The sequence below is a fragment of the Paraburkholderia silviterrae genome (assembly GCF_004353915.1).
GTDB lineage: Bacteria > Pseudomonadota > Gammaproteobacteria > Burkholderiales > Burkholderiaceae > Paraburkholderia > Paraburkholderia silviterrae.
Genome location: NZ_SMRP01000006.1, coordinates 345,038 through 367,354 on the forward strand (window position 1 = coordinate 345,038; position 22,317 = coordinate 367,354).

At 64.1% G+C, this 22,317-nt stretch carries 19 protein-coding genes and 2 pseudogenes; 9 read left to right on the plus strand and 12 right to left on the minus strand.

Going from position 1 to position 22,317, the window contains the following annotated elements:
• Positions 1-45: 45 nt before the first annotated feature.
• From EYW47_RS42440 to EYW47_RS15860, 5 genes and pseudogenes are all read left to right on the plus strand, one after another.
• Positions 46-282, plus strand: a pseudogene (locus EYW47_RS42440) (ATP-binding cassette domain-containing protein); the annotation flags it as partial.
• A 9-nt stretch (positions 283-291) separates the two neighbouring features.
• A pseudogene (locus EYW47_RS15845) lies at positions 292-939 on the plus strand (ABC transporter permease subunit); the annotation flags it as partial.
• The gene (locus tag EYW47_RS15850) at positions 936-1,976 is read left to right on the plus strand and encodes a DmpA family aminopeptidase (RefSeq protein ID WP_133195757.1); all 1,041 of its coding nucleotides are present in this window, start codon (positions 936-938) and stop codon (positions 1,974-1,976) included. The pseudogene EYW47_RS15845 and the gene EYW47_RS15850, both read left to right, overlap by 4 nt.
• A 346-nt stretch (positions 1,977-2,322) precedes the next feature.
• Complete coding sequence (locus tag EYW47_RS15855; RefSeq protein WP_133195758.1) at positions 2,323-3,114, plus strand: glycosyltransferase family 9 protein; 792 nt, start codon at positions 2,323-2,325, stop codon at positions 3,112-3,114.
• 337 nt (positions 3,115-3,451) lie between these two features.
• Positions 3,452-3,817, plus strand: a complete 366-nt coding sequence (locus EYW47_RS15860; RefSeq protein WP_133195759.1) for a hypothetical protein — start codon at positions 3,452-3,454, stop codon at positions 3,815-3,817.
• Positions 3,818-3,906: 89 nt separating this feature from the next.
• Here the strand turns inward: EYW47_RS15860 and EYW47_RS15865 are convergent, their stop codons facing one another.
• The 4 genes from EYW47_RS15865 to EYW47_RS15880 all read right to left on the minus strand — a co-directional run bounded on the left by EYW47_RS15865 (position 3,907) and on the right by EYW47_RS15880 (position 9,162).
• Entirely contained in the window at positions 3,907-4,977 is a 1,071-nt protein-coding gene (locus EYW47_RS15865; protein ID WP_133195760.1) for a helix-turn-helix domain-containing protein, read from the minus strand.
• Between the two features lie 280 nt (positions 4,978-5,257).
• A complete protein-coding gene (locus EYW47_RS15870; RefSeq protein WP_133195761.1) occupies positions 5,258-6,220 on the minus strand; it encodes a PDR/VanB family oxidoreductase in 963 nt (320 codons plus the stop codon).
• A 161-nt stretch (positions 6,221-6,381) separates the two neighbouring features.
• On the minus strand, positions 6,382-7,842 hold the full coding sequence (locus EYW47_RS15875; protein ID WP_133195762.1) for an NAD-dependent succinate-semialdehyde dehydrogenase: 1,461 nt from the start codon (positions 7,840-7,842) through the stop codon (positions 6,382-6,384).
• Between the two features lie 171 nt (positions 7,843-8,013).
• Positions 8,014-9,162, minus strand: coding sequence for an aromatic ring-hydroxylating oxygenase subunit alpha (locus EYW47_RS15880; protein WP_133195763.1), 1,149 nt, complete (start codon positions 9,160-9,162; stop codon positions 8,014-8,016).
• Between the two features lie 397 nt (positions 9,163-9,559).
• Here EYW47_RS15880 and EYW47_RS15885 point away from each other — a divergent pair, with 397 nt between their 5' ends.
• The 4 genes from EYW47_RS15885 to EYW47_RS15900 all read left to right on the plus strand — a co-directional run bounded on the left by EYW47_RS15885 (position 9,560) and on the right by EYW47_RS15900 (position 14,534).
• The gene (locus EYW47_RS15885; protein ID WP_133195764.1) at positions 9,560-11,005 is read left to right on the plus strand and encodes a purine-cytosine permease family protein; all 1,446 of its coding nucleotides are present in this window, start codon (positions 9,560-9,562) and stop codon (positions 11,003-11,005) included.
• A 79-nt stretch (positions 11,006-11,084) separates the two neighbouring features.
• On the plus strand, positions 11,085-12,194 hold the full coding sequence (locus tag EYW47_RS15890) for a porin (protein WP_377784974.1): 1,110 nt from the start codon (positions 11,085-11,087) through the stop codon (positions 12,192-12,194).
• Positions 12,195-12,280: 86 nt separating this feature from the next.
• Positions 12,281-13,261 (plus strand): LysR substrate-binding domain-containing protein, encoded by a 981-nt coding sequence (locus EYW47_RS15895; protein ID WP_133195766.1) that lies wholly within the window; start codon positions 12,281-12,283, stop codon positions 13,259-13,261.
• Positions 13,262-13,277: 16 nt separating this feature from the next.
• A complete protein-coding gene (locus EYW47_RS15900; RefSeq protein WP_205710078.1) occupies positions 13,278-14,534 on the plus strand; it encodes an aromatic ring-hydroxylating oxygenase subunit alpha in 1,257 nt (418 codons plus the stop codon).
• On the opposite strand, the gene EYW47_RS15905 is transcribed toward EYW47_RS15900, so the two are convergent.
• From EYW47_RS15905 to EYW47_RS15940, 8 genes are all read right to left on the minus strand, one after another.
• Positions 14,443-15,540 carry an alpha/beta hydrolase gene (locus tag EYW47_RS15905; protein ID WP_133195767.1) on the minus strand — a complete coding sequence of 366 codons (1,098 nt, stop codon included), beginning with the start codon at positions 15,538-15,540 and terminating at the stop codon, positions 14,443-14,445. The two genes, EYW47_RS15900 and EYW47_RS15905, sit on opposite strands and share 92 nt — an antisense overlap.
• Positions 15,541-15,606: 66 nt before the next feature.
• Positions 15,607-16,479, minus strand: a complete 873-nt coding sequence (locus tag EYW47_RS15910; RefSeq protein ID WP_133195768.1) for an AraC family transcriptional regulator — start codon at positions 16,477-16,479, stop codon at positions 15,607-15,609.
• A 181-nt stretch (positions 16,480-16,660) separates the two neighbouring features.
• Positions 16,661-17,383, minus strand: coding sequence for an arsenical resistance protein ArsH (gene arsH / locus EYW47_RS15915; protein ID WP_133195769.1), 723 nt, complete (start codon positions 17,381-17,383; stop codon positions 16,661-16,663).
• Positions 17,384-17,401: 18 nt separating this feature from the next.
• Positions 17,402-18,472 (minus strand): ACR3 family arsenite efflux transporter, encoded by a 1,071-nt coding sequence (gene arsB / locus EYW47_RS15920; RefSeq protein WP_133195770.1) that lies wholly within the window; start codon positions 18,470-18,472, stop codon positions 17,402-17,404.
• 23 nt (positions 18,473-18,495) lie between these two features.
• Positions 18,496-18,990: an arsenate reductase ArsC gene (locus EYW47_RS15925; RefSeq protein WP_133195771.1), complete on the minus strand. Its 495-nt coding sequence runs from the start codon at positions 18,988-18,990 to the stop codon at positions 18,496-18,498.
• Between the two features lie 12 nt (positions 18,991-19,002).
• Positions 19,003-19,461 carry an ArsI/CadI family heavy metal resistance metalloenzyme gene (locus EYW47_RS15930; protein ID WP_133195772.1) on the minus strand — a complete coding sequence of 153 codons (459 nt, stop codon included), beginning with the start codon at positions 19,459-19,461 and terminating at the stop codon, positions 19,003-19,005.
• Positions 19,462-19,473: 12 nt separating this feature from the next.
• On the minus strand, positions 19,474-19,797 hold the full coding sequence (locus EYW47_RS15935) for an ArsR/SmtB family transcription factor (RefSeq protein ID WP_133195816.1): 324 nt from the start codon (positions 19,795-19,797) through the stop codon (positions 19,474-19,476).
• Positions 19,798-20,099: 302 nt separating this feature from the next.
• Entirely contained in the window at positions 20,100-21,617 is a 1,518-nt protein-coding gene (locus tag EYW47_RS15940; protein WP_133195773.1) for a peptide MFS transporter, read from the minus strand.
• Positions 21,618-22,317 lie beyond the last annotated feature (700 nt).

Consider the following 22,317-nt stretch of genomic DNA (forward strand, 5'->3'; position numbering starts at 1 on the left):
AGCAGCGGTTCTTGCGCCGTAAAGGAAGGAGTCCAAATCGTGCAGATGCATTCAGGCGCTGAGGCGAGCGTGCGTGCCAGCGCTGAGGCAGGTATCGCCTTGCCGTCCGGCCGCGTGATCGAGGTCCGCGATCTCAACGTGGCCTTCAGGCGCGGCGCGGGCACGTTCAACGCCGTGCGCAACCTGTCGTTCCATGTCGACCGCGGCGAGACGCTGGCCATTGTCGGTGAATCGGGGTCGGGCAAGTCGGTGACTTCGCTCGCGCTCATGCGCCTCGTCGAGCATGGCGGCGGCCGCGACATCTTCAGCCGCGTCGTCGCGGGCACGCGCATTTCGCTCGCGGCGGGCTTTCTTTCGGTGGCGCTGGGCGCCGTGGTGGGCACGTTCTTCGGCCTGCTGGCGGGCTACTACGAAGGCTGGTGGGACCGCATCACGATGCGTATCGCCGACGTGCTGTTCGCATTCCCAGGCATTCTGCTCGCGATCGGCGTGGTGGCCATCCTCGGCAATGGCATGATCAACGTGATCTGCGCAGTGGCGGTCTTCAGCATTCCCGCGTTCGCGCGCCTCGTGCGCGGCAACACGCTGATGCTCAAGCACCTCACGTATGTGGAGGCGGCACGCAGCATTGGCGCGTCGGACTGGGTCATCATCATGCGGCACATTCTGCCCGGCACGGTTTCCTCGGTGGTGGTCTATCTGACGATGCGCATCGGCACTTCGATCATCACCGCAGCGAGCCTCTCGTTTCTGGGCCTCGGCGCGCAGCCGCCCACGCCCGAGTGGGGTGCGATGCTCAACGAGGCGCGCGCCGACATGGTGAGCTCGCCGCACATCGCGCTGTTCCCGAGCCTCGCCATCTTCTTCACGGTGCTGGCGTTCAACCTGCTCGGCGACGGCCTGCGCGACGCGCTCGATCCGAAACTGGACCGCCCATGAGCACGACGCACCCGGCCGATCCGCCGCATATCGGCACATTGAATAGCGGCGCTACCGGCACGATTGCCGATGTGGCCGGCGTGCGCGTGGGCCATTGCACGCTCGACGCGGGCCCGGTGCAAACCGGTGTGACCGTCGTGATGCCACATGCGGGCGATCCGTATCGCGAGAAGGTGCCCGCCGCGGTGGCGGTGATCAATGGCTTCGGTAAGAGCATTGGGCTCACGCAGGTCGATGAGTTGGGCGTGCTCGAAACGCCCATTGCGCTCACCAACACGTTCGGCGTGGCTGCGCTCGCGCAGGCGCAGATCCGTGAGGCAATCGCCGCCAATCCACGCATCGGGCGCGAATGGCCGACCGTCAATCCGCTCGTGTTCGAATGCAACGACGGCTATTTGAACGATATTCAGGCGCTGGCCGTCACGGGCGAGCACTACCGCGCCGCCTGCGATGCGGCGAGCCATACGTTCGCGCGTGGCAGCGTGGGGGCGGGGCGCGGCATGTCGAGCTTCGACCTCAAGGGTGGCATAGGCACGGCCTCGCGAGTCGTCGACGTAGCGGGCATGCGCTGCACGGTGGGCGCGCTCGTGCTTGCCAACTTCGGCCGCCTGCCCACGCTCACCGTGGCGGGCGTGCCGCTTGGGCGCATGCTGGCGGAGCGTCACACGAGCGGCGGCAGGCAACCCGAGCCTGAGAAAGGATCGATCATCATGCTGATCGCGCTCGACGTGCCGCTGGATGCGCGGCAGTTGCGCCGCGTAGCGATGCGTGCCGCCGCCGGGTTCGCGCGCACGGGGTCCAGCTATGGCCACGGCAGCGGCGACATTGCCATGGCGTTCAGCACGGCTTACACGTTGCCGCACGAGGCGTCCGTGTTCCGCCTGCCGCCGCTTCTCGCAGACGCCCATCTCGATCCGCTGTTCCAGGCAAGCGCCGACTGCGTCGAGCAGGCAATCCTCGACGCCTTATGGCAAGCCACGACGGTGCATGGCCGCAACGGCCACGTCCGTCTCGCGTTGCGCGACGCGGCTCCGTAAGACGGATTGCGACGCCTGGAATAGGCGTCATGGGGCGTCTTTCCACTACAAAGCGCTGAACAGGTGGAGGCGGCATTGAAAGATGCGCGCCAATAGTGACACACGCCATTTTTATCTCACCCGAGTTGCGCGGCGCCAGTGAGCCATCAAAACGCAATTGACACCGCGTGCGTGCGTCGTATATCAAATGTGCTGTTCCGCAAGCACCAGCCGGGGCTCTATCAGGCTGGGTAGCATGGCGTGTACGTCGAGTTCTGACAGGACGCGTGCGCAAATCCGCTCGGTGGCGCGGTGAATCCGTTCAATATCTGGATAAATCAGCAGGAGTTATATCAGGGAGACATCAATGCTGGGTATTACATTGGAAGGTGCGTTGGGGCTCGGTGATCAGTTGCAGTTTTCATCATTTCCTGAGAATCATTATCGAAACACGGGGCAGAAAATTGTCGATGTCGATCGCGCCTGGATATTCGACCATAATCCCTACGTGGTCAGAAACGAGCAATCGGAGAGGGTGCTGAACCTTTGGTCGAAACAATGGCCATGGGCAGAACTCGTACCGGCGCCGGAATACGAAAAGAAGCCCGTATATTCATCCATAGCAGAGCGGACCGGCACGATTTTCGGTCACGTTGCCTATTTGCGGCACCCGAGACTTTACCGGTTCGAAGAGCTTCCGACGCTTGAGAGACGAATCGTCATTCATACGACGGGTAAGCGCGTTCCGGTTCAGTCCGCGTATGGTGAGGATCACGCGCGCTGTTTATCCGAGGAAATTATCGATCACATCCGCAAGACCTACGCTGGGTATGAAATCATCCAGGTGGGTTCATTGGACGATATTGATGCACAGGTTGTTGACTGCCGGGGTATCGGGGATATCTGGGAGGTTGTTCGCCTGATCGCACAAGCGCGCATATATATCGGTGTCGATAGTGGGCCGTACTGGATTGCTTCATGTTTCCCGAAAATTTTCAGGAAGAAGGTGTTGATGCAGTACCCCCCGGAATTCTTGCGAGACGGTTTTGTTCCGATGCACGCTCTAAATGCACACACGCATTGGCACGATCACTCCTGTTTATATTTTAATAGGACGGTCGATGACGCAGGCATCACATACGGGTATCTAAAGCTCTAGCGGGCGGTTGCGGTGTTCACGCTGCCGGTTTCCGTGACGAGCTTGCCCACCTGCAGGCGGACGTATTCAGTGCTGGAATTGAAGTTTGATCTGGGCTTGGTTGTGTTCGCCCGGGCCAGTGCGCGCCATCAAAACAGAATCGACACCGCCCGCGCGTGCTGCGGATATTGCGGAAAGCTAAAGGAATGTGTCCTTTTGAGACGCTTGGCGGGCCTTTGCGGTTAGCGTTGCCCCACGCGCACCCGATTAAAAATACGATCGCGCGCGCCGGCCGGGGAACCTATCGAGAACGCCTGCCATCCCCGGCCTCGAGGCAGGTACTCGAATGGAGACCAGCATGCGTGAGAAAGGGGAGGTCGCTGCACGCTTGATCGATGTGATGCAAGAGGGGACCTGCGGTACGGCAACGGAACTGGCGATGCGGGTCAAGGCCGATGCCCGTAGCGTGCGCGCGGTTCTGCGCCTCTGGCTTGAAGCGGGGATTGTTCACGTGGCCGAGGAGATCGTGCCCGGCCGCGCGCGCGTATTTCGCTATGGCAGCACATCGTCGCCGCCCGCCGGCCTGGCCGGCGCAATGCCCCACAAGCCTCGCCGCGGTCCTGCGGTTCCCGTGGATCGATGGCCGCAGCTCGATTCCGACCTTGCGGCTGCGGTTGACGCAATGGTCCGCGTACGGGTGCGCGAGCCTGTGCGAGCTCGTTGAGCATCGTCGCCGGGAGCGCTTCGTGCGAAGCGCTCCTTAGGGCCGCTCGCGACGGGTATTCGTTAAGGCGTCCGACCGATCGCTAATCGTTAACTTTCGGCGGCCGGCTGCGCCGCCGCCGTCGCGCTCGGCGCCATATCGGCGGGCTGCGCCGCGCGGCACAGCGCCGTGAGCCATACGTCTTCGCCGTGCGGCGCCACGCGCGCGTGGCCTTGCTCCACCACGAGCCGCCATGTGTCGTCGGGCAGCGAGGCGCGATACAGCACGCGATAGTCCGTGCGGCGCGCGAGCGCATCGTTCACGGCCGCCTCGCGCGCCGCGCGGTCGTCGGGATGGATATGCTGCGAGAGCTCGACGTAATGGCGCGGCGCCTGCGCCGGATCGACGCCGAACAGACGGCACCACTCGTCCGACACAATCAGCTCGTCTTGCGCGCGCAGCCAGCGCCATGCGCCGAAGCCCGCGATGCGCGCGGCGTCGTTGAGCAGTTGCAAATTCCGCTGCAGCACGAACTCCTCCTGCTTGCGCGCGCTGATGTCGATGGTGGTGCCCACCACGCGCACGGGGCGCCCCGCGTCGTCGAGCAGCGTGGCGACGCGCGATTCGATCCAGCGGATGTGCCCGTCCGGCAAAATGATGCGGAAGTCCCACACGCGCGGGGCCTTGCTGGCGACCAGTTCCTTGAGGGCCTCGTCGTTCAGCCAGATCGAGTCTTCGGGGTGCAGGATCTCCCAGAATTCCTCGTTGCTGCGGATCTCGCGGCCGTAGACTTGCGCGCAATTGCTCGAGTAGATCAGCTCGTCGGCCACGAGATTCCATTCCCATGTGACGATGCCGGCCGACTCCTGGGCGTGCTTCATGCGCGCTTCGTTCGACATGATCTCGGCCGTGTAGCGGCGGCGCAGGTCGGTCATGGGCAGCTCGGTCGTGCCCGCGAGGCCGAGGTCCTTCACGGCATCGTCGCCGTAGCGCAGCCAGACCCAGTTCACGTCGAGGAACGCCGCGAGGCGGCGCAGGTTCGAATAGTCGATCTCGCCGCCGCGCGTCCACTTGTGCACGGCGGGGCGCGAAATACCGACGGCATCGGCCACTTGCTGCAGGCTCAGCTTCTTGTGCTCGAGCAGCACTTTAAGGCGGAACGCGAACGTATCCTCGGACATCCATTTCCCTCTATGACGAATCGCGCGGTTGAACGGATTGATCGGTTCAAGCGGTTCAAGCGGATCGATCGGTTCAAGCGGATCAAAAGAAAACGGCGGCATATGCCCCAAGCCGCAGATCGGGCAGGGCATATGCCGCCGGTGATCTCCTGGGCGCGCGGCCCGAATGTCGTTCATCGAGCCGCGTATCAGCCGCTAGTTTAACGGATCGGGGCCATCGCCGTGACGCAGGGCACGCTCGCGGCCTCGCGTCGCGGGAGGCCGTTGCGCCGGGCTCGATTTACAGGTCGATCACGAGGCGCGGCGTGCGCGAGCGCGACACGCACAGCAGGATGGTCTTTTGCGCGGCCTTTTCGTCGTCGTCGAGATACTGGTCGCGATGGTCGGCCTCGCCTTCGAGGATTGCCACCTCGCAGGTGCCGCACACGCCTTCGCGGCACAGCGACTCCACGGTCACGCCAGCGCGCTCGATGGCTTTGAGAATGGTCTCGTCCTCGCCCACTTCGAGTTCGATGCCCGACTTCGCGAGCACGACGGTGAAGGCCTTGCCGGCCGTGTCGGTGGCGGCGAACTGCTCCGAGTGCAGCTGCGCCTTCGGCCAGCCGAGCAGCGCGGCATTCGCATAGACGGCGTCGTTCAGGCCCTGCGGGCCGCACACGTAGACGTGCGCATCGGCGGGCAGGTTCTTGAAGAGCTTGAGCAGGTCGAGGCGCTGGCCCTCGCTGTCCACATAGCAGTGCACGTTGGCCGCGTGCGGGCCGGCCTTCAGTTCTTCGACGAAGGCGCCGTGCTCGGGGCTGCGGTACGCGTAATGGAGCTCGAGCTCGAGATGCTCGGGGCGATGCTCGGCGAGCTGCGCGAGAAACGGCGTGATGCCGATGCCGCCCGCGATGAACACGTGACGCTTCGCGCCCGCCGCAAGCTCGAACAGATTGGCGGGCGAGCCGATGGCGAGGCGCGTGCCGGCCGCCACCTTCTCGTGCATGAACGCTGAGCCGCCGCGCGAAGCCTCTTCGCGGCGCACGGCAATCTGGTACTGGCGCGTGTCGTGCGGCGAGCTCAACAGCGAGTACGCGTTGTGGTGCCACGCATCGCCTTCCTGCATCGAGACGAGCACGTGGGCGCCGCCGTTGAACGAGGGCAGCGGCGCGCCATCGGGCAGCGCGAGCGTGAAGCGCTTGATGAGCGGAGTGAGTTGCTCGACGGCGACTACGTCGACAGTGATCGATTCGCGGGCGTTCATGGTGCCTTCCTTTACCGCAGGCCGCGCTCTTGCCTTGAGGGCCGGCGCGCGCCTGGGGATGCTTCGTTATTGCCCGTACGGGTATTTCGGGCGGTTGATTCTGAATCCGGAAAAAAGAGCGGATGCGGCGCGGACCGCATCCGCCCGAACGTCAGCGCGCTTTAGCGCGCCACGCCTGCCATGCAGAGGTACTTGATCGACAGAAAGTCTTCGATGCCGTACTTCGAGCCTTCGCGGCCAATGCCCGACTGCTTCACGCCGCCGAACGGCGCGACTTCGTTCGAGATCAGCCCCGTGTTGATGCCGACGATGCCGTACTCGAGCTGCTCGGCCACGCGCCAGATGCGGCCGATGTCGCGGCTGTAGAAGTACGCCGCGAGCCCGTAGATCGAATCGTTCGCGAATTGCACGACTTCGGCGTCGCTCGAAAAGCGCACGATGGGCGCGACCGGCCCGAAGATTTCTTCGGAGAGCACGGCCATGCCGGGCTTCGCGTCGGCGAGCACGGTGGGCGCGTAGAAGTTGCCGCCGCGTGCGTGCGGCGCGCCGCCCGTGACCACGCGTGCGCCTTGTTTGACCGCGTCGCGCACGAGGCCGTCGACCTTGTCGCGTGCCGCTTCGGTGATGAGCGGCCCGATGTTCACGCCGTCGGCGAAGCCGTCGTCGACCTTGAAGGCGGACACGCGCTCGGCGAAGCGGCGGCAGAACTCGTCATAGACCGAGTCGTGCACATAGAAGCGGTTCGCGCAGACGCAGGTCTGCCCTGCGTTGCGGTACTTCGAGAGCAGCGCGCCTTCGATGGCGGCGTCCAGATCCGCGTCGTCGAACACGATGAACGGCGCGTTGCCGCCGAGCTCCAGCGAGACCTTCTTGACCGTGTCCGAGCACTGGCGCATCAGGAGGCGGCCCACTTCGGTCGAGCCCGTGAACGTGAGCTTCTTGACGAGCGGGCTCGACGTCATTTCGAGGCCGATCTCGCGCGACTTGCCCGTGACGACGTTGATCACGCCAGCGGGAATGCCGGCCTGCTCGGCGAGCGCCGCGAGCGCGAATGCGGAAAACGGCGTCTCGTTGGCCGGCTTGATGACGATGGTGCAGCCGGCGGCCAGCGCCGGTGCGGCCTTGCGGGTGATCATCGCGGCCGGGAAGTTCCACGGCGTGATGGCGGCGACGACGCCCACCGGCTCCTTCGTCACGACGAGGCGCTGGTCGGGGTTCGGGCTCGGGATCACATCGCCGTCGATGCGCTTGCCCTGCTCGGCGAACCACTCGATGAACGAGGCGGCATAGCCGATCTCGCCGCGCGCCTCGGCGAGCGGCTTGCCTTGCTCGCGCGTCATCAGCTCGGCCAGCGCGTCCTGGTTCGCCATGATGAGCTCGAACCAGTTGCGCAGCAGGCGCGCGCGCTCCTTGGCGGTGGTGGCGCGCCAGGCGGGGAACGCGCGGTTAGCGGCTTCGATGGCGGCGCGCGCTTCGGGCGCGCCCATGTTCGGCACGCTCGCGATGCGCTCGCCCGTGGAGGGGTTGTGGACGTCGAGCGTGGCGCCGTCGTTGGCGTCGCGCCACTGGCCGTCGATATAAGCCTGTTGGCGGAACAGGCCGGGATTCTGCAGGGAATTCATGGGTGTCTCCTGTCGACCAGAGTTAGCGCTTTAGCTGTCGGCTGGAGTTAGTGCTTCAGCACTTACTCCAGCCCCATGCAAAGCTCTTACTCTGGTCCCATGCAAAGCTGTTGGCCGAAGTTAGTGGGTTAGTACTCACTCCGGCCCGATGCCAAACGCCGCGCTGCGGCTTCAGTCCTGGTACTGCTGCGCGAGCAGGTTATGGAAGTGCGCAATGCCGTGCTCGCTGATGCCGCTGCGCTGCTTGTCGACCATGATGCGGCCCTGGCCGCGATAGCCGCGCGACTTCAGGCCCTTCTGCACGCTTTCCACGAGGCGAATGTCTTCCGGACGGAACACGGTGCGATACCACTCGATCAGCTTTTGCTGCTCTTCGGTCGGCTCGTCGTTCAGGAAGTAGATGTCGTAGTGCTGGAGCGTGACTTCGGCGCTCATCGGGAATTCATAGATGACCGTCATGAAGTCGCTGCCCGGCGGCACGTTGAACATCGTGCACGGCCACGCCCAGTAGCCGCTGAAGCTCGGGTCCTTCACCGACGGATCGAGCTTGAACGAGCGCTCCGACGACTGCGCGTGACCGAACTGCACCGTCCAGTTGCCGTGCAGCGTGTGCGTGTACTGGTCGATCTTCACGGAGTCCGAGAAGCCGGGGTGGGCCGGGCCGCAGTGGTAGCACTCGAGATAGTTGTCGACGATCGACTTCCAGTTGGCGGGCGTCTCGGTCACGAAGCGCGCGGCCAGCTTGAGGTCGTCGATGACCGGGCAGGCCTTGCGCAGGCTTGCTTCGAGGCCGGGCAGTTGCGCTTCCACGCCTTCTGCTTGCGGGTTCAGGTTGATGAACACGAAGCCCGCGTATTCCTCCACGCGCACCGGCACGAGCGTCGAATTCTCCTTGTCGAACGATTCCACGTGGTCGCAGTTATTGGCGTGCGCGAGCGCGCCGTCGAGCTTGAACGCCCAGGCGTGGTAGGGGCAGGTGATGACGTTCTTCGCCTTGCCGCTGCCTTCGAGCAACTGGTGGCCACGGTGCGGGCAGACGTTATAGAAGGCGCGCAGCACCTTGTCCTTGCCGCGCACGAGCAGGATGCTCTCGCCCACCACCTCGCGGGTCACGTAGGCGTTCGCCTCGGCCAGCTCGCTGCGGTGCGCGACGCAGATCCACGCGTTTTCGAAAATCTTCTTCTCTTCCGCCTTGTAGACCGCCTCGGAGTTGTAGTAGCTCGCCGGGATGGTCCAGGCGAGTTCCGGGTTGGAGCAGAAGTCGGCCGGCAACTTCGGCAGTTCAGGTTTCTTGTGGAATTCGATCGGGAGGTAGGTCATGGGGTCCGCCGCACTGGAAGTGATTAACTGACAGTTACAACAAAACTATGGGTTAACGAAACTATAGGAGAAATCTCACCTGCGGTGGATCAGGGTTATCCCTCGATGCGGTCCCAAAAAATACTGTTTTGATGCAAAACGCCTATTCTTACCGTTTGAAATCAATAAGGATTGACTTGGCGCATTGCAAATAGATTTCTCGGCGGACGTCAATAGGAGGATCCGATAGTGAGACGAAACCGCTCAGGCTGCGTACCATTGTTAACCAGTAGTTTGATGTTAACCGTAGGATAACCGCGCCGTGTCAGGACACTGGAACTTCTGGTACCGGGACCGGCGTGGGAGGCGGAGCCGCGTCACGCGTGCCTGCCCGAGCCACCCCACTACTGGAGGAGACATGTCTCAAGACGCAATAGCCGACGCGCTGGCCGGCGAGCCCCCGCGCACCAAGTCGCGGATCGAATCGCGTTCGATCGATTATGTGCCGCTTGCCGAGCGCAAGGGCAAGGCCTGGCACCTGTGGCCCGTGTGGTTCACGGGTGACGCGAACCTCGCGACCATCGCGGCGGGCGCCATCGGCATCAGCATGGGGGGCAACCTGTTGTGGAGCGCGATCGCCATCGTGCTCGGCAACGTGCTGGGCACCTTCTTCATGGCGTTCCATTCGAGCCAGGGACCGCAGCTCGGGCTGCCGCAGATGATCCAGTCGCGCCCGCAGTTCGGCTACATGGGCGCGCTGCTCGTGTGGGTGGTCGCACTGGTCACCTATATCGGCTACAACTCGTTCAACCAGCTTATGGCCGGGCAGACCGCGCATCACCTGCTCGGCACCGAGCCGCATGTGAGCTACATCGTCTTCACGGTGGTGTCGGTTGCGCTTGCGGTGTTCGGCTATGACCTGATCCACAAGGCGCAGCGCTGGCTCGCCTTCGCGCTGCTTGCCGCGCTCACGATCTTCAGCATCGGCATGTGCGTGAAGGTGCAGTTCCCCGCGGGTCAGCTGAGCCTCGCCGGCTTCAAGACCACGCCGTTCCTCGTGCAGCTCTTCTCGGCGGCGGCCTATCAGCTCTCGTGGTCGATCTACGTTTCGGACTACTCACGCTACCTGCCGCCCAAGACCGGCGTGCGCGCCACCTTCTGGTGGACCTTCCTTGGCGCGCTCATTGGCGGTATCTGGATGATGCTGGTGGGCACGGCGGCCGCAGCGCTGAACTCGCAGATCGAGATCTCGGATGCGGTCCAGCGTGCGGGCGACATGATCTTTCCGGGCTTCGGCACGGTCACGCTGCTGCTCTCGCTGCTGGGGCTGCTCGCCATCACGGGCCTGAACTTCTACGGCGCGTCGCTCACGCTGCTCAGCATCACCGACTCGTTCAAGCCGCTCAAGTCCAATGCCACCAAGCGCATCGTGAGCCTGGTCGTGGTGGCGGTGGTGGCGACTTCGCTCGCGTTCGCGGCCTCGGACAACTTCATGGGCAAGTTCGGCGACTTCCTCGGCATCCTGGGCTATCTGTTCACGCCGTGGACCGCGATCAACCTCATCGACTTCTTCGTCGTGCGCCACTCGCACTACTCGGTGCGCGAGATCTTCAACCCGCGCGGCATTTACGGGCGCTGGAACTGGCGCGGCCTGACCGCTTACGCGGTGGGCTTCGTCGCGATGATTCCGTTCTTCAAGACCGACATGTACACCGGTCCGGTCGCCCGCGCGCTGGGCGGCACCGACATCGCGATGCTCGTGGGCCTGCCCGTGGCCGCGCTGGTCTACCTGTGGACCTGCCGCTCGCTCGACATCGAAAAGGAACGCGAGCTCGTGCGTGAAGCCGACCGTGGCCTGAACTGATCCCGCTTACGATTAAAACATCATGAATTCGACGCACAAAATGCGTAATACAGTACTCCTAACAGCATTGCAGGCGGCCATGCTCACGTTCGCGGCGCTGCCGATGTCCGCCGCGCACGCGCAAAGTAGTGTCACGTTGTACGGGATCATCGACGCCGGCGTCACCTACGTCTCGAACGCAGGCGGCTCGCACCAGGCGAAGTTCGACGACGGTGTCTCGTACGGCAACCGCTGGGGCGTGAAGGGCACCGAAGACCTGGGTGGCGGGCTGAAGGCCGTGTTCACGCTGGAAAGCGGCTTTCACGTGGGCAACGGGCAGATCTCGAACGGCGGCTCGCTGTTTGGCCGCCAGGCTTTTGTCGGTTTGCAGAGCGACTGGGGCACGCTCACCTTCGGCAACCAGATCGACATGACGCAGGAGTTTGTCTACCTGTACAACGTCTCCGCATGGGCGAGCGGCTACGCCATCAACCAGGGCGACTTCGACCGCATGAACGGCGACCATCTGCAGAATGCCGTGAAGTTCATGTCGAACACCTACGGCGGCTTCCAGTTCGGCGGCATGTACTCGTTCAGCAATACGCCGGGCGAGTTCCACACGGGCAGCGCGTGGAGCGTGGGCGCGCAGTATCAGCACGGCGCGTTTGCGATGGGCACGGCGTACACGCAGTTGAACAACCCGTCGGGCATCTATGCGTTCGACCCGTACGCGATGATCGGCACGCATACGTTCTTCGGCCGTCCCACCGTGAGCGTCGATCCTGCCTCGGGCGCGATCACGGACCTCTACGCGAACACGCCGTTCCCGGTGGACAAGCAGGGCGCGTTCGGCGTGGGCGCGAGCTACGCGATCGGCACGGTCACGCTGATGGGCGACTTCACCTACACGCAGATCAAGGCGTTCGGTCAAAGCGAGCACATGCAGGTGGGCGAAGGCGGCGCGAACTGGCAGATCACGCCGGCGACGAGTCTGGTTGGCGGCTACCAGTACACGCACTTCGACGGGCACCATTGGAACCAGCTTTCGGCGGGCCTGCACTATCTGCTCTCGAAGAGCACGGATGTCTACATCTCGGGCGACTGGTTGAAGGCGTCGCAAGGCGTGGACGCGGTGATCGGCTATAGTTTCACGCCATCCACCACGACCACGCAGGCTGACGTGCGCATTGGCATGCGCCACTCGTTCTGATGCCACAGTGAAGCGGGCGGGGCCGCCGCGCCCCGCTTCGCGCTCACGCTCGCGCGTTTGCCTGCGTGTTTGCCCGAATCCCTGCCATGAAACTTCCCGGCTCTCCCGAACTCGACGACCTGCGTGTGTTCTGCATGGTCGCCCGCAAGTCCAGCTTCAGCGCGGCGGCCGAGGCGCTTGCCGCGTCGGCCGCCTATGTGAGCAAGCGCGTGGGCGTGCTCGAGGCGAGCCTCGGCACGCGTTTGCTGCACCGCTCGACGCGCCGCGTGGCGATGACAGCGGCGGGCGAGCGCGTGTTCGCGTGGGCCGAAAAAATCCTCGACGACGTGGACCAGCTCGTCGAAGACGTCTCCAGCACGCGGCGCATGCCGCGCGGCACGCTGCGCGTGTCGAGCAGCTTCGGCTTCGGCCGCAAGTTCGTCGCGCCCGCGCTGGCGGACTTGCAGGACCAGTATCCGCAGCTGAACGTGCGGCTCGATCTGTTCGATCGCGTCGTCGACGTGGCGGGCGAGGGCTTCGACCTGGACGTGCGCATCGGCGACGAGATCGCGGGACATCTGATCGCAAGGCGTCTCGCGACCAACTATCGGGTGCTGTGCGCCGCGCCCGCGTACATCGAGGCGCACGGCGCGCCGCAGAGCATCGCGGATCTGGAGTCGCACGCGTGCCTCGCGATCAAGGAGCGCGACCATCCGTTCGGCGTCTGGCGGCTCGATACCGGCGGCGAGACGGTCGGCGTGAAGGTGACGGGGCCGCTCTCGACGAACCACGGCGAGGCTGCGGTGCAATGGGCGCTGGCGGGGCGCGGCATCGTGCTGCGCTCGATCTGGGACGTGCAGCCCTTGCTCGACGAGGGGCGGCTGCAGCGCGTGCTGCCCGAGGTGACGCAACCGGCCAATGTGTGGGCGGTGTTTCCGGAGCGCCTCGCGCAATCGGCCAAGGTGAAGGTGTGCGTGGACTTTCTCGCCGAAGCGTTTGCGCAGGCCGGGTTGCCGGTGTCAGCAGGCGACGCCGGTTCCATGAAGCGCGACACGGCGGCAAGGGAGCGCAACATCGAATCCGATTGAAAAGGAGGAGCTTTCCGTGATTGATTTTGCCCAGGTCCGTTCGTTGCTCGAGGCGCGCCGCTCAGGCTATAGCCTCGCAGGGGACTTCTATACGGCCCCCGCGATGCACGAACTCGACATCGAGGCGGTGTTCTCGAACGAATGGCTGTTCGCCTGCAACGTGGCCGAGATCCCGCGAGCGGGCGACTACGTCACGCTCGATATCGGCAAGACTTCGGTGGTGGTGCTGCGCGGCAAGGATGGCGGCGTCAACGCGTTCTTCAACACTTGCCGCCATCGCGGCTCGCTCCTGTGCACCGAGCCGCAAGGGCATGCGAAGCGGCTCGTCTGCCCCTATCACCAATGGGTCTATGAGCTCGACGGCAGCTTGCTGAGCGCGCGTCAGATGCCCGCCGGCTTCGACCGTAGCGAGCACGGATTGCGCCCGGTCCACGTCGAAGTGATCTGCGGCATGGTCTATATCTGCATCGCCGACAATCCGCCCGATATTGCGCGCTTCAAGGCGGCGGTCACGCCGTATATCGCGCCGCACCGTCCCGAGCGCACCAAGGTCGCCTATTCGGAGACCCTCGTGGAGGACGCGAACTGGAAGCTCGTGATCGAGAATAACCGCGAGTGCTATCACTGCGTGGGGAATCATCCGGAACTGCTGGCCACGCTGATCGAATTCGCGCTGCCCGACGACCCGCGCGCGAACCGCGATTTCCAGCTATTGATGCAGGAAAAGACGGCGCTCTGGGACCGCCTCGGCTTGCCGCATCTGCCCGCGGACGGCGGCACGGAGTTTCGCTGCATCCGCCTGCCGTTCCATCGCGGCGCGCTGTCGTTTACCCCGGATGGGCGCCCTGCATGCAAGAAGCTGCTCGGCGATTTCACCGAGCCCGATATCGGCTCCGTGCGGATGTTCAGGGTTCCGAACAACTGGAATCACTTTCTCTCGGACCATATCATCCACTTCCGCGTGCTGCCGCTCTCGGCCACGCAGACGGCGCTCAAGACGACCTGGCTCGTGCATGAAGACGCCGTTGAAGGCGTGGATTACGACATCGAGACGCTCACGCAAGTCTGGCGCGCGACCAACGATCAGGACGCCACGCTGGTGGCGCACAACCAGCGCGGCGTGAGTTCGAAGGGGTATCGGCCGGGGCCTTATGCGCCTTCGGAGTTCATGCTGACCAACTTCACCGACTGGTATGCGGGGAAGCTGGCGGGATATCTCGAAGGTCTGCCGTCGCGCCATGCGCCGATCCGGCTCGCGGTGGCGCAGGCGTGAGGCGAGTGCTGTGCGCGGGCGGCTGCATGAGCCATTGCGCGAGCCTTGCGTGCACCGCGGCACGCGTGAAGATCTCGAAGTGATTCGTGTCGGGGAGAATCGTGAACGCGCTCGCCGGCGATTCCCGCTCGAACAGCGCCCGCAGGCGTTGCGCGTCGACGGCCTCGTCATGCTCGCCGATCAGCACCGCGGCCCGGTCCGCCAGTTTTTGCACGTCGGCGGCGTAACGAGTGCGCGGTTGATAAGAGACGCAGAGCCGGTGGGAATAGGCCAGAGTTTCCGAGCCGTCCCGGAATCGCGCGGGCTTGTTGAATTCGATGACCGGTAGCGCGTTGAAGCCGCGAATGCCAAACGCATTCAGAATGCTCAATCCAATGATGCGCGCGAGGCTGACCTGCGCCCAGCCGCCCGCCGACCGGCCTCTGAGCGTGGTGGAGGTTGGAATGACGGGGCTCAGCATCAGGAAGCGCGAGGCGAGCCTGGCGTAGGCACCACCGGCAAAGCGGATCACGAGCCCGGCGCCGCTGGAATGTCCTCCAAGCACGACCGGTCCATCGAAATGTTGTCCGCGCAACTCGGCGATCAGATCGGCGATATCGTCTTCGAGCTGGCCGACGTAGTCGACGTCTCCACGGCGGCGGCCGGACAGAAAGTGGCCGCGCAGGTTCGGCAGGACGACCTTGGCCGCGCCGGCAGCGGCAATCGCGGCGGCCAGATGATGGTAGGAGCGTCCATGAGCGGACGATCCGTGGATGAACACCAGTATCTGGTCCGCCGCCGAATCATAAAGCCGCCAGGCGAGCCGCTCGCCATCTCTGGCCGTGTATCGGCGCAGCGCCGGCAAATCGGCTTCCGGCGTCCGGGGCAAGGCATCGAAGCCGAACACGTCGCTTTCCTCATCCTCGTCGTGCGCCGGGCGTGGGGCAATGGCCGCCAGCGCGATCGCAACGGCGATAACCGCCAGCGCCGCCACAAGCAGGTGCAGCATCCCAAACAATATGACCACGGGTGTCTCCGCTATCGATGGGTATTGATTGCGCCGCCACGGGTTCGCGGCGGCGCTTCCTGCCGGTCACACGAGGGGGAGGTAGATATCGGTTTGCCACTGGTCGTGAGGCGTTTCCGGCCAGGCGCTCAGGTAATGAAAGAACAGCGGGTGGTCGCGCAGCTCTTCGCCGCTCGAGGGCAGCCAGTCGCGATAAATCGGATAGATGCTTTCGCCAACGTGGTCGGTCGATCCGATATGCCGGACCACCGCGCAGCGTCCGCCCGGAATGACGAGCTCGCGCACACCGTAGGCATTCGGGGCAACGGGCCCGTCGACCTCGCCGCAAATATCGAAGCGGAAGTCGTCGGCCGGCGTAGTGTCCGGGTTGCTGCGCGGGATGCCGAACGTGCGGCTGGTTTCGATCGGCGATTGGCCGCTTTGCTTGCGCCAGTCGATGAATTTGCGCACGCTCTCGTTCACGAGCCCGATCGGGCCGCTGTGTTCGAGCGCGGCGACGCGCGTTTCGGAAAAGTCGACAATTCGAACTTGCATGGTGAGCTTCCTGGTCAGATAGGGGACGACGAAGGTTGCACTCCAGACCTGCCAGTTCGGATGCTGCCGGAACGCGCTCGGCGCCATGCCGAACGCGCGCTTGAATGCGCGGCTGAAGGCTTCAGGGCTGTCGAAGCCGGCGTCGAGCGCGGCATCGAGCACCGTGCACGAGTCGTGCGCTGCGAGCCGATGGGCCGCGCGGCGCAAACGCATCAGTTGCACGTAGCGCGCAACCGGCACGCCCACGTAGGCGGCAAACTGGCGGTGGAAATGGAACCTGGAGAAGTGAGCGATCTGGCTCAGCGTGTCCACCGACAGGTCGCCTTCGAGGTTCGCGTCGATGTGTGCGAGTACGGCGTCGAACCGTTTCGTGTAGGCGCGGGTGGCGTCGGTGTGGGCTTGCATGGGCTGGAGCGATCAAAGCTGCGATGGACGTATGATCGCCCAGGTTCGCCGCTTCGCACCTAGCCGCGCTTGCTCTATTGAGCGGATTGCCCGAGGGGCGTTGCGGGGCCGGGGAGCGCCGCATGCTTCAGATGTGCGGTGCCGCCCCGGCCCGGTGAAGGGAAGCAGGAGCCGGCATCGCTCAGATACTGGCCTGGTTCACGCGCTTCGTCAGTTCCTCCGCGCTTTCCTTGCGCTCGCTGTACCGGTCTACGAGATACGGACCGATATCGCGGGTCAGCAACGTGAACTTGACCAGTTCCTCCATCACGTCCACGACGCGGTCGAAATAAGCCGATGGCTTCATGCGGCCGGCTTCGTCGAATTCCATGAACGCCTTGGCCACCGACGACTGGTTGGGGATGGTCAGCATGCGCATCCAGCGTCCGAGCACGCGCATCTGGTTCACGGCGTTAAACGACTGCGAGCCGCCGCTCACCTGCATCACGGCGAGGGTCTTGCCCTGGGTCGGCCGGACCGCGCCGACCGAAAGCGGAATCCAGTCGATCTGCGACTTCATGATGCCGGTCATCGCGCCGTGCCGTTCGGGCGAGCACCAGACCATGCCTTCCGACCACAGCACCAACTCCCGCAACTCGGCCACTTTGGGATGGCTGTCCGGCGCATCGTCGGGCAGCGGCAGGCCGCTCGGGTTGAAGGTGCGGACCTCGGCGCCCATGGCCGTGAGCAGTCGCGCGGCTTCTTCGGTGAGCAAGCGGCTGAACGAGCGCGCTCTGAGCGAGCCATAAAGCAGCAGGATGCGCGGCGGATGTGGCGACGCTTTCGCGGGCTGCAAGCGGGCGATATCGGGAACGCGGAACAGTGCGGGGTCGACTTGCGGCAGGTCAGTGGTGTTTTCAGTCATGTTGTTGTTCCGTAGTCCTCAGGTGCATTCGTACCAGTCTTTTGAGCGGTTGACGATGCGCACCACCAGCAGCATGACCGGCACCTCGATCAGCACGCCCACGACCGTGGCCAGCGCGGCGCCCGACTGGAAACCGAACAGGCCGATCGCGGTGGCGACAGCCAGCTCGAAGAAGTTCGACGCGCCGATCAATGCCGACGGGCAAGCGATATTGTGCTTTTCGCCGACCGCGCGATTGAGCCCGTACGCCAGCGCCGAATTGAAGAACACCTGGATCAGGATCGGCACGGCGAGCAGCACGATGACCAGCGGCTGCTTCAGGATTGCCTCGCCCTGGAACGCGAACAGCAGCACCAGCGTCGCGAGCAGTGCCGTGATGGACCAGGGCCCGATCTTCGCCATGGCCGAGTCGAAGGCCGCCTGCCCTTTGCTGAGCAGCACCTTGCGCAGGATTTGCGCGAGGATCACGGGGATCACGATGTAGAGCACGACCGAGGTGAGCAGCGTCGCCCACGGCACCGTGATGGCGGAGATGCCGAGCAAGAGGCCAACGAGGGGCGCAAAAGCGACCACCATGATGCTGTCATTGAGCGCGACCTGCGAGAGCGTGAACAGCGGATCGCCGCCGGTCAGCCGGCTCCAGACGAACACCATCGCCGTGCAGGGCGCCGCGGCCAGCAGGATGAGGCCCGCGACATAGCTGTCGAGCTGCGCGGCAGGCAGCATCGGCGCGAAGAGGTGCTTGATGAAGAGCCAGGCAAGCAACGCCATCGAGAACGGCTTCACCAGCCAGTTCACAACGAGCGTCACGCCGATCCCCTTGATGTGCTGGTGGACTTCATGCAACGAGCCAAAGTCGACCTTGACGAGCATCGGGATGATCATCACCCAGATCAGCAGGCCGACCGGGAGATTGACCTGAGCGTATTCCATCCGGCCTATCGTCTGGAAGACGCCTGGCAGAAGCTGGCCGAGCAGGATGCCGGCGACGATGCACAGTGCGACCCAGACGCTCAGGTAGCGCTCGAAGAAGCTGATGGCCGGCTTCGCGGCGGTCTTGCTCGCAGCGGCAACATTTGGGGTGTTCATGGGGCGACTCAGTGGAGGAGGGCTCAGCTTTGCAGGATGTCGTTCAGCGCTTGCTGAAGCTCGGCATTGCTGAGACGGTCCAGCGGAAGCTCGAGCAATTGCAGCATGCGATAGCCGATCGCCTGGCGCGTGAGCTCGAACGCCTGCCGCTTGCCTTCGTCGCCGCCTGGCGCGTTCGACGGGTCGGCGTAGCCCCAGTGGACCTTGACCGGGCTGCCCGGCCAGAACGGGCATTGCTCGGCCGCCGCGCTGTCGCAGACCGTGATGACGATGCGCATTTGGGGAGCGCCGTCTTGCGCGAATTCATCCCAGCTTTTGCTGCGATAGCCTTCGGTGTCGACACCCGCGTTCGTCAGCGCTTCGAGCGCGAACGGATTGATGCGGCCGCTCGGGGCACTGCCTGCGCTATACGCGCGGACGTCCCTGCCGAGCTTCTGGGCCCAATGGTTCAGCATGCCCTCGGAGAGCACGCTGCGCGCGGAATTGTGCGTGCAGAGAATGAGTACGTTCGTGGTCATGTCAGTAGGTGCTTATTGTTTGCCGATATCGTGGACAGGCTTGCCGCGCGGAGCGCAGCAAGCCGATGCCGCTGTCGACGGCAATGCCTGCCGGCTTTCGCCATAGACCTGCGCGCGATCGAGCGTGTGGAAATGTTCCCAGGCGATGCCCTGCGGATCGACAACCCAGTGCTTGTCGCTGCGCGCATAGCAGCAGGTGGTTTCGCCCTGGTCGAGCAGGGCGATGTCCGCGGCCTTCGCTCGCTCCGAGAGCTCGGCCAGCTCCGCTTCGTTATCCACCTGGAAGCCCAGGTGGTCCACGCCGGCTTTCGTGCCCCGCGTCGAAATCGCAAAATTCACGCGAGGATCGTCCAGCATCCATTTCGCGTAATCGGCCTCGACGCGCGCCGGCTCCGTGGCGAATAGCTTCGTGTAGAACGCGACACTGGCCGCAAGATCGTCAACGTGGACGTGGATGTGAAAGCGCTTCATGGAGGTTCTCCATCAGCATTTGCATGAGTCCGCACCCGGCTCGAGGCAAGCCTGGCCCTGGCAGCAGTTTTCGGTCAGATAGCCCAGCAGCGCATTCATCTGCTCGAAGGCGGTCCGATAGATCAGGCTGCGCCCGTCGCGCTCCTGCGTGATCAGCCCCGCGTGCGTCAGCTCTTTCAGATGAAAGGACAGCGTCGCGTTGGGAATATCGAGTTGCTCGGCGATGGCGCCAGGCGTCAGCCCTGAGGGACCGGCCACGACCAGCATCCGGAACACACGCAGGCGAAGCCCGTGAGCAAGCGCCGCAAGGGCGCGGATGACATCGTTCTCTTCCATATTTCCAATATATTCGAAATGAAGCTCGGAAGCAAGCAGGTCTCCAAGCCGATGACTGAGCAAACGCCTCGACGGATCCCACTAGCGGGGCGTTTTCATCGAGATTGAGGGTCGCAATCGTTGTACGCGCACTAAATACGCGAAATCGATGCGAACTGGGAAATGCGCCGGGCGGCGGGGAGGGAGGGCGCGCACTGTCGTGTGAAGCAAGACAGCGGCGCCTTTCTAGATGCGCTGGCGCAAGCTGCGCCAGGCGGAGCCGGAGCCGGGCGGCGCAGTGGCCACCCAGCCCCGGTGAAGGCTTACTCGGCGGTCGCGAGCTGGCCTTGCTTGGCTGCAGCGCCTTCAGCGTGATCATGGCTTTGCTGGTGCGCGCGCGAGAGGCGGCCCATCAGCGGCAGCAACAGGATCGCGAGCAGCGCGCCGGCGGCCGCAAGCCAGCCGAGGCCGTTGAAGAGCTTCTCGTAGAGCGGCAGCGATTCGAGCGGCGAGAGGCTGCCTTCGGGCATCTTCGCGTAGGTGGCGACCACGCTGCCGAGGTATTGCGACACGCCCGTGGCCACGAAGTACGCGCCCATCATGAAGCCGCTCATGCGTGCGGGCACGTAGCGCGCGATCATCGCGAGGCCGAGGCCGCTCACGAGCAGCTCGCCGAGCGAGTAGAGGCCGTAGCCCGCCACCATGAACCACGACGAGACGCGGCCTTCCACGGCGTAGCGGCCGCTCGCCGCGAACACGAAGAAGCCCGCTGCCACCACGACGAAGCCGAGCGCGTATTTGGCTGCGACCGGCACGTCGCCGCCGCGGCGCGCGAGGCCCGAGTAGATGGCCGCGAGGATCGGGCTCATCACCATGATCCAGATGGGGTTCAGCGCCTGGAATTGCGCGGCGCTCCAGCTAAAGAGCGTCGTGCCGAACAGGTTGAACGCGGGGTCGACGTTGTGCACGGCGAACAGCGTGAGCGAGGTCGACATCTGCTGGTAGAACACGAAGAACAGGATCACCTGCAGCGTGAGGATCAGTGCGGCAGTCAGGCCCGCGCGCTCCTGGCGTTCGCAGGTGACGAGCATCCAGCCGAAGATCGCGAGAATGGCCGCGGCCGCCGTGTAGACGCACGCCACGGCGAGCTTCTTGTCCTTGAGCACGAAGAGCGTGGCCACGCCGAGCGCGACGGCGCCGAGCAGGACCCACGCGAGGCGCTTCCACTGCACGGGCTCGGCGTCCGGCGCCGAGCCGATATGTGCGAGCGTGCGGTGCATGAGGAAGAAGTTGGCGATACCGAGCGCCATGCCGCCGCAGCAGACCGCGAACGCGGTATGCCAGCCCCAATGGTCCTTGATCCACGGCGTGAGCAGCATCGAGAACGTCGAGCCGATGTTGACCGCCATGTAGTAAATCGTGAACGCGGCGTCGATGCGCGACTCATCGCCTTCATAGATGCGGCGCACGAGGTTGGCTGCATTGGACTTGAAGAGGCCATTGCCGACCACGATCACGCCGAGCGCGGCGTACATGAGCGTGAGCCCGTCGTCGGGCAGCGCCAGCAGGAGATAGCCAGCGAGCAGAATGACCGCGCCGATCAACATCGAGCGGCGCGCGCCGAGCACACGGTCGCCGATCCAGCCGCCGATCGCCGGCGAGGCATAGACGAGCGCGGCGAATGCGCCCCAGGTGAGGGTCGCATGCTCTTCCGTGAAGCCGACCCGTTGAACCATGAAAAGAACGAGCAGCGCCGCCATGCCGTAGTAGCCGAAGCGCTCCCACATCTCGATCAGGAAAATTGTCGAGAACGATTTCGACCTGGAAACCGATGAATTCATTGTGACCTCAATTTGCTGCGAAGGTGGCGAAGACACGCGTTTTGCGTGTGAAGCGCGCGGCAACTTACGCCAGACGTTGCGCGGCTTGCGTTGACGGCGCTTATGGCGCCCCTTGATTTCATGCCTCCTCCTCGACCGGTCTGCGGATCACGCAGGCACCGGCTTACAATTTCATATTTCTTACGTTAGTCCGACAGTGGCGCTTGCGGGTCTCGCTGGCGCACTTTTCCGGTGCCGGATCATATAAGTGAAAATCCGGCAAGGCGCAAGGGTATCAAAACAGGTTTACTCTTATCAAACAAATTTTCACGATTATTTGCGCTCCTGATCTGGTTTCTGCATGGGCAAATCAGGATCCGGCCGCGCTGGGGCTTGGGGGGAAATCCGCGCCCAGCGCCAGCCGCTGAGCCAGACGCTCGATCAGACGAAACGAGACGAAACGAGACGAGCGGCATCTATCTCGTGAACTCGATGGGCGTGGGCGACAACGCGCAGCACGAGAAGTCGTCCCGGGCGCGCTAGAGGTTCTACGGAACATATGCAGGACTCCCAGGCCTGCAAGCCACGTTCTGGCTACGATTCGGACCCGGGCAACATGGCGTGCCGGCTCGGTGTGAACGTGCCGCTCAAGGTGTTCTGATCGACGCGGCGGTGGCGCCGGTCAGTGCCGGTCAGTGCCGCTCAGTAGCGCGCGGCGACT

Excerpts from the sequence above, each read along its gene's own strand:
- EYW47_RS15895 (WP_133195766.1), top strand. The coding sequence starts at position 12,281 with ATGAAACTTCCCGGCTCTCCCGAACTCGACGACCTGCGTGTGTTCTGC.
- EYW47_RS15860 (WP_133195759.1), top strand. The coding sequence starts at position 3,452 with ATGCGTGAGAAAGGGGAGGTCGCTGCACGCTTGATCGATGTGATGCAA.
- arsH (WP_133195769.1), bottom strand. The coding sequence starts at position 17,383 with ATGACTGAAAACACCACTGACCTGCCGCAAGTCGACCCCGCACTGTTC.
- EYW47_RS15885 (WP_133195764.1), top strand. The coding sequence starts at position 9,560 with ATGTCTCAAGACGCAATAGCCGACGCGCTGGCCGGCGAGCCCCCGCGC.
- EYW47_RS15855 (WP_133195758.1), top strand. The coding sequence starts at position 2,323 with ATGCTGGGTATTACATTGGAAGGTGCGTTGGGGCTCGGTGATCAGTTG.
- EYW47_RS15850 (WP_133195757.1), top strand. The coding sequence starts at position 936 with ATGAGCACGACGCACCCGGCCGATCCGCCGCATATCGGCACATTGAAT.
- EYW47_RS15865 (WP_133195760.1), bottom strand. The coding sequence starts at position 4,977 with ATGTCCGAGGATACGTTCGCGTTCCGCCTTAAAGTGCTGCTCGAGCAC.
- EYW47_RS15940 (WP_133195773.1), bottom strand. The coding sequence starts at position 21,617 with ATGAATTCATCGGTTTCCAGGTCGAAATCGTTCTCGACAATTTTCCTG.
- EYW47_RS15935 (WP_133195816.1), bottom strand. The coding sequence starts at position 19,797 with ATGGAAGAGAACGATGTCATCCGCGCCCTTGCGGCGCTTGCTCACGGG.
- arsB (WP_133195770.1), bottom strand. The coding sequence starts at position 18,472 with ATGAACACCCCAAATGTTGCCGCTGCGAGCAAGACCGCCGCGAAGCCG.
- EYW47_RS15875 (WP_133195762.1), bottom strand. The coding sequence starts at position 7,842 with ATGAATTCCCTGCAGAATCCCGGCCTGTTCCGCCAACAGGCTTATATC.
- EYW47_RS15870 (WP_133195761.1), bottom strand. The coding sequence starts at position 6,220 with ATGAACGCCCGCGAATCGATCACTGTCGACGTAGTCGCCGTCGAGCAA.
- EYW47_RS15910 (WP_133195768.1), bottom strand. The coding sequence starts at position 16,479 with ATGCAAGCCCACACCGACGCCACCCGCGCCTACACGAAACGGTTCGAC.
- EYW47_RS15925 (WP_133195771.1), bottom strand. The coding sequence starts at position 18,990 with ATGACCACGAACGTACTCATTCTCTGCACGCACAATTCCGCGCGCAGC.
- EYW47_RS15890 (WP_377784974.1), top strand. The coding sequence starts at position 11,085 with ATGCTCACGTTCGCGGCGCTGCCGATGTCCGCCGCGCACGCGCAAAGT.
- EYW47_RS15880 (WP_133195763.1), bottom strand. The coding sequence starts at position 9,162 with ATGACCTACCTCCCGATCGAATTCCACAAGAAACCTGAACTGCCGAAG.
- EYW47_RS15930 (WP_133195772.1), bottom strand. The coding sequence starts at position 19,461 with ATGAAGCGCTTTCACATCCACGTCCACGTTGACGATCTTGCGGCCAGT.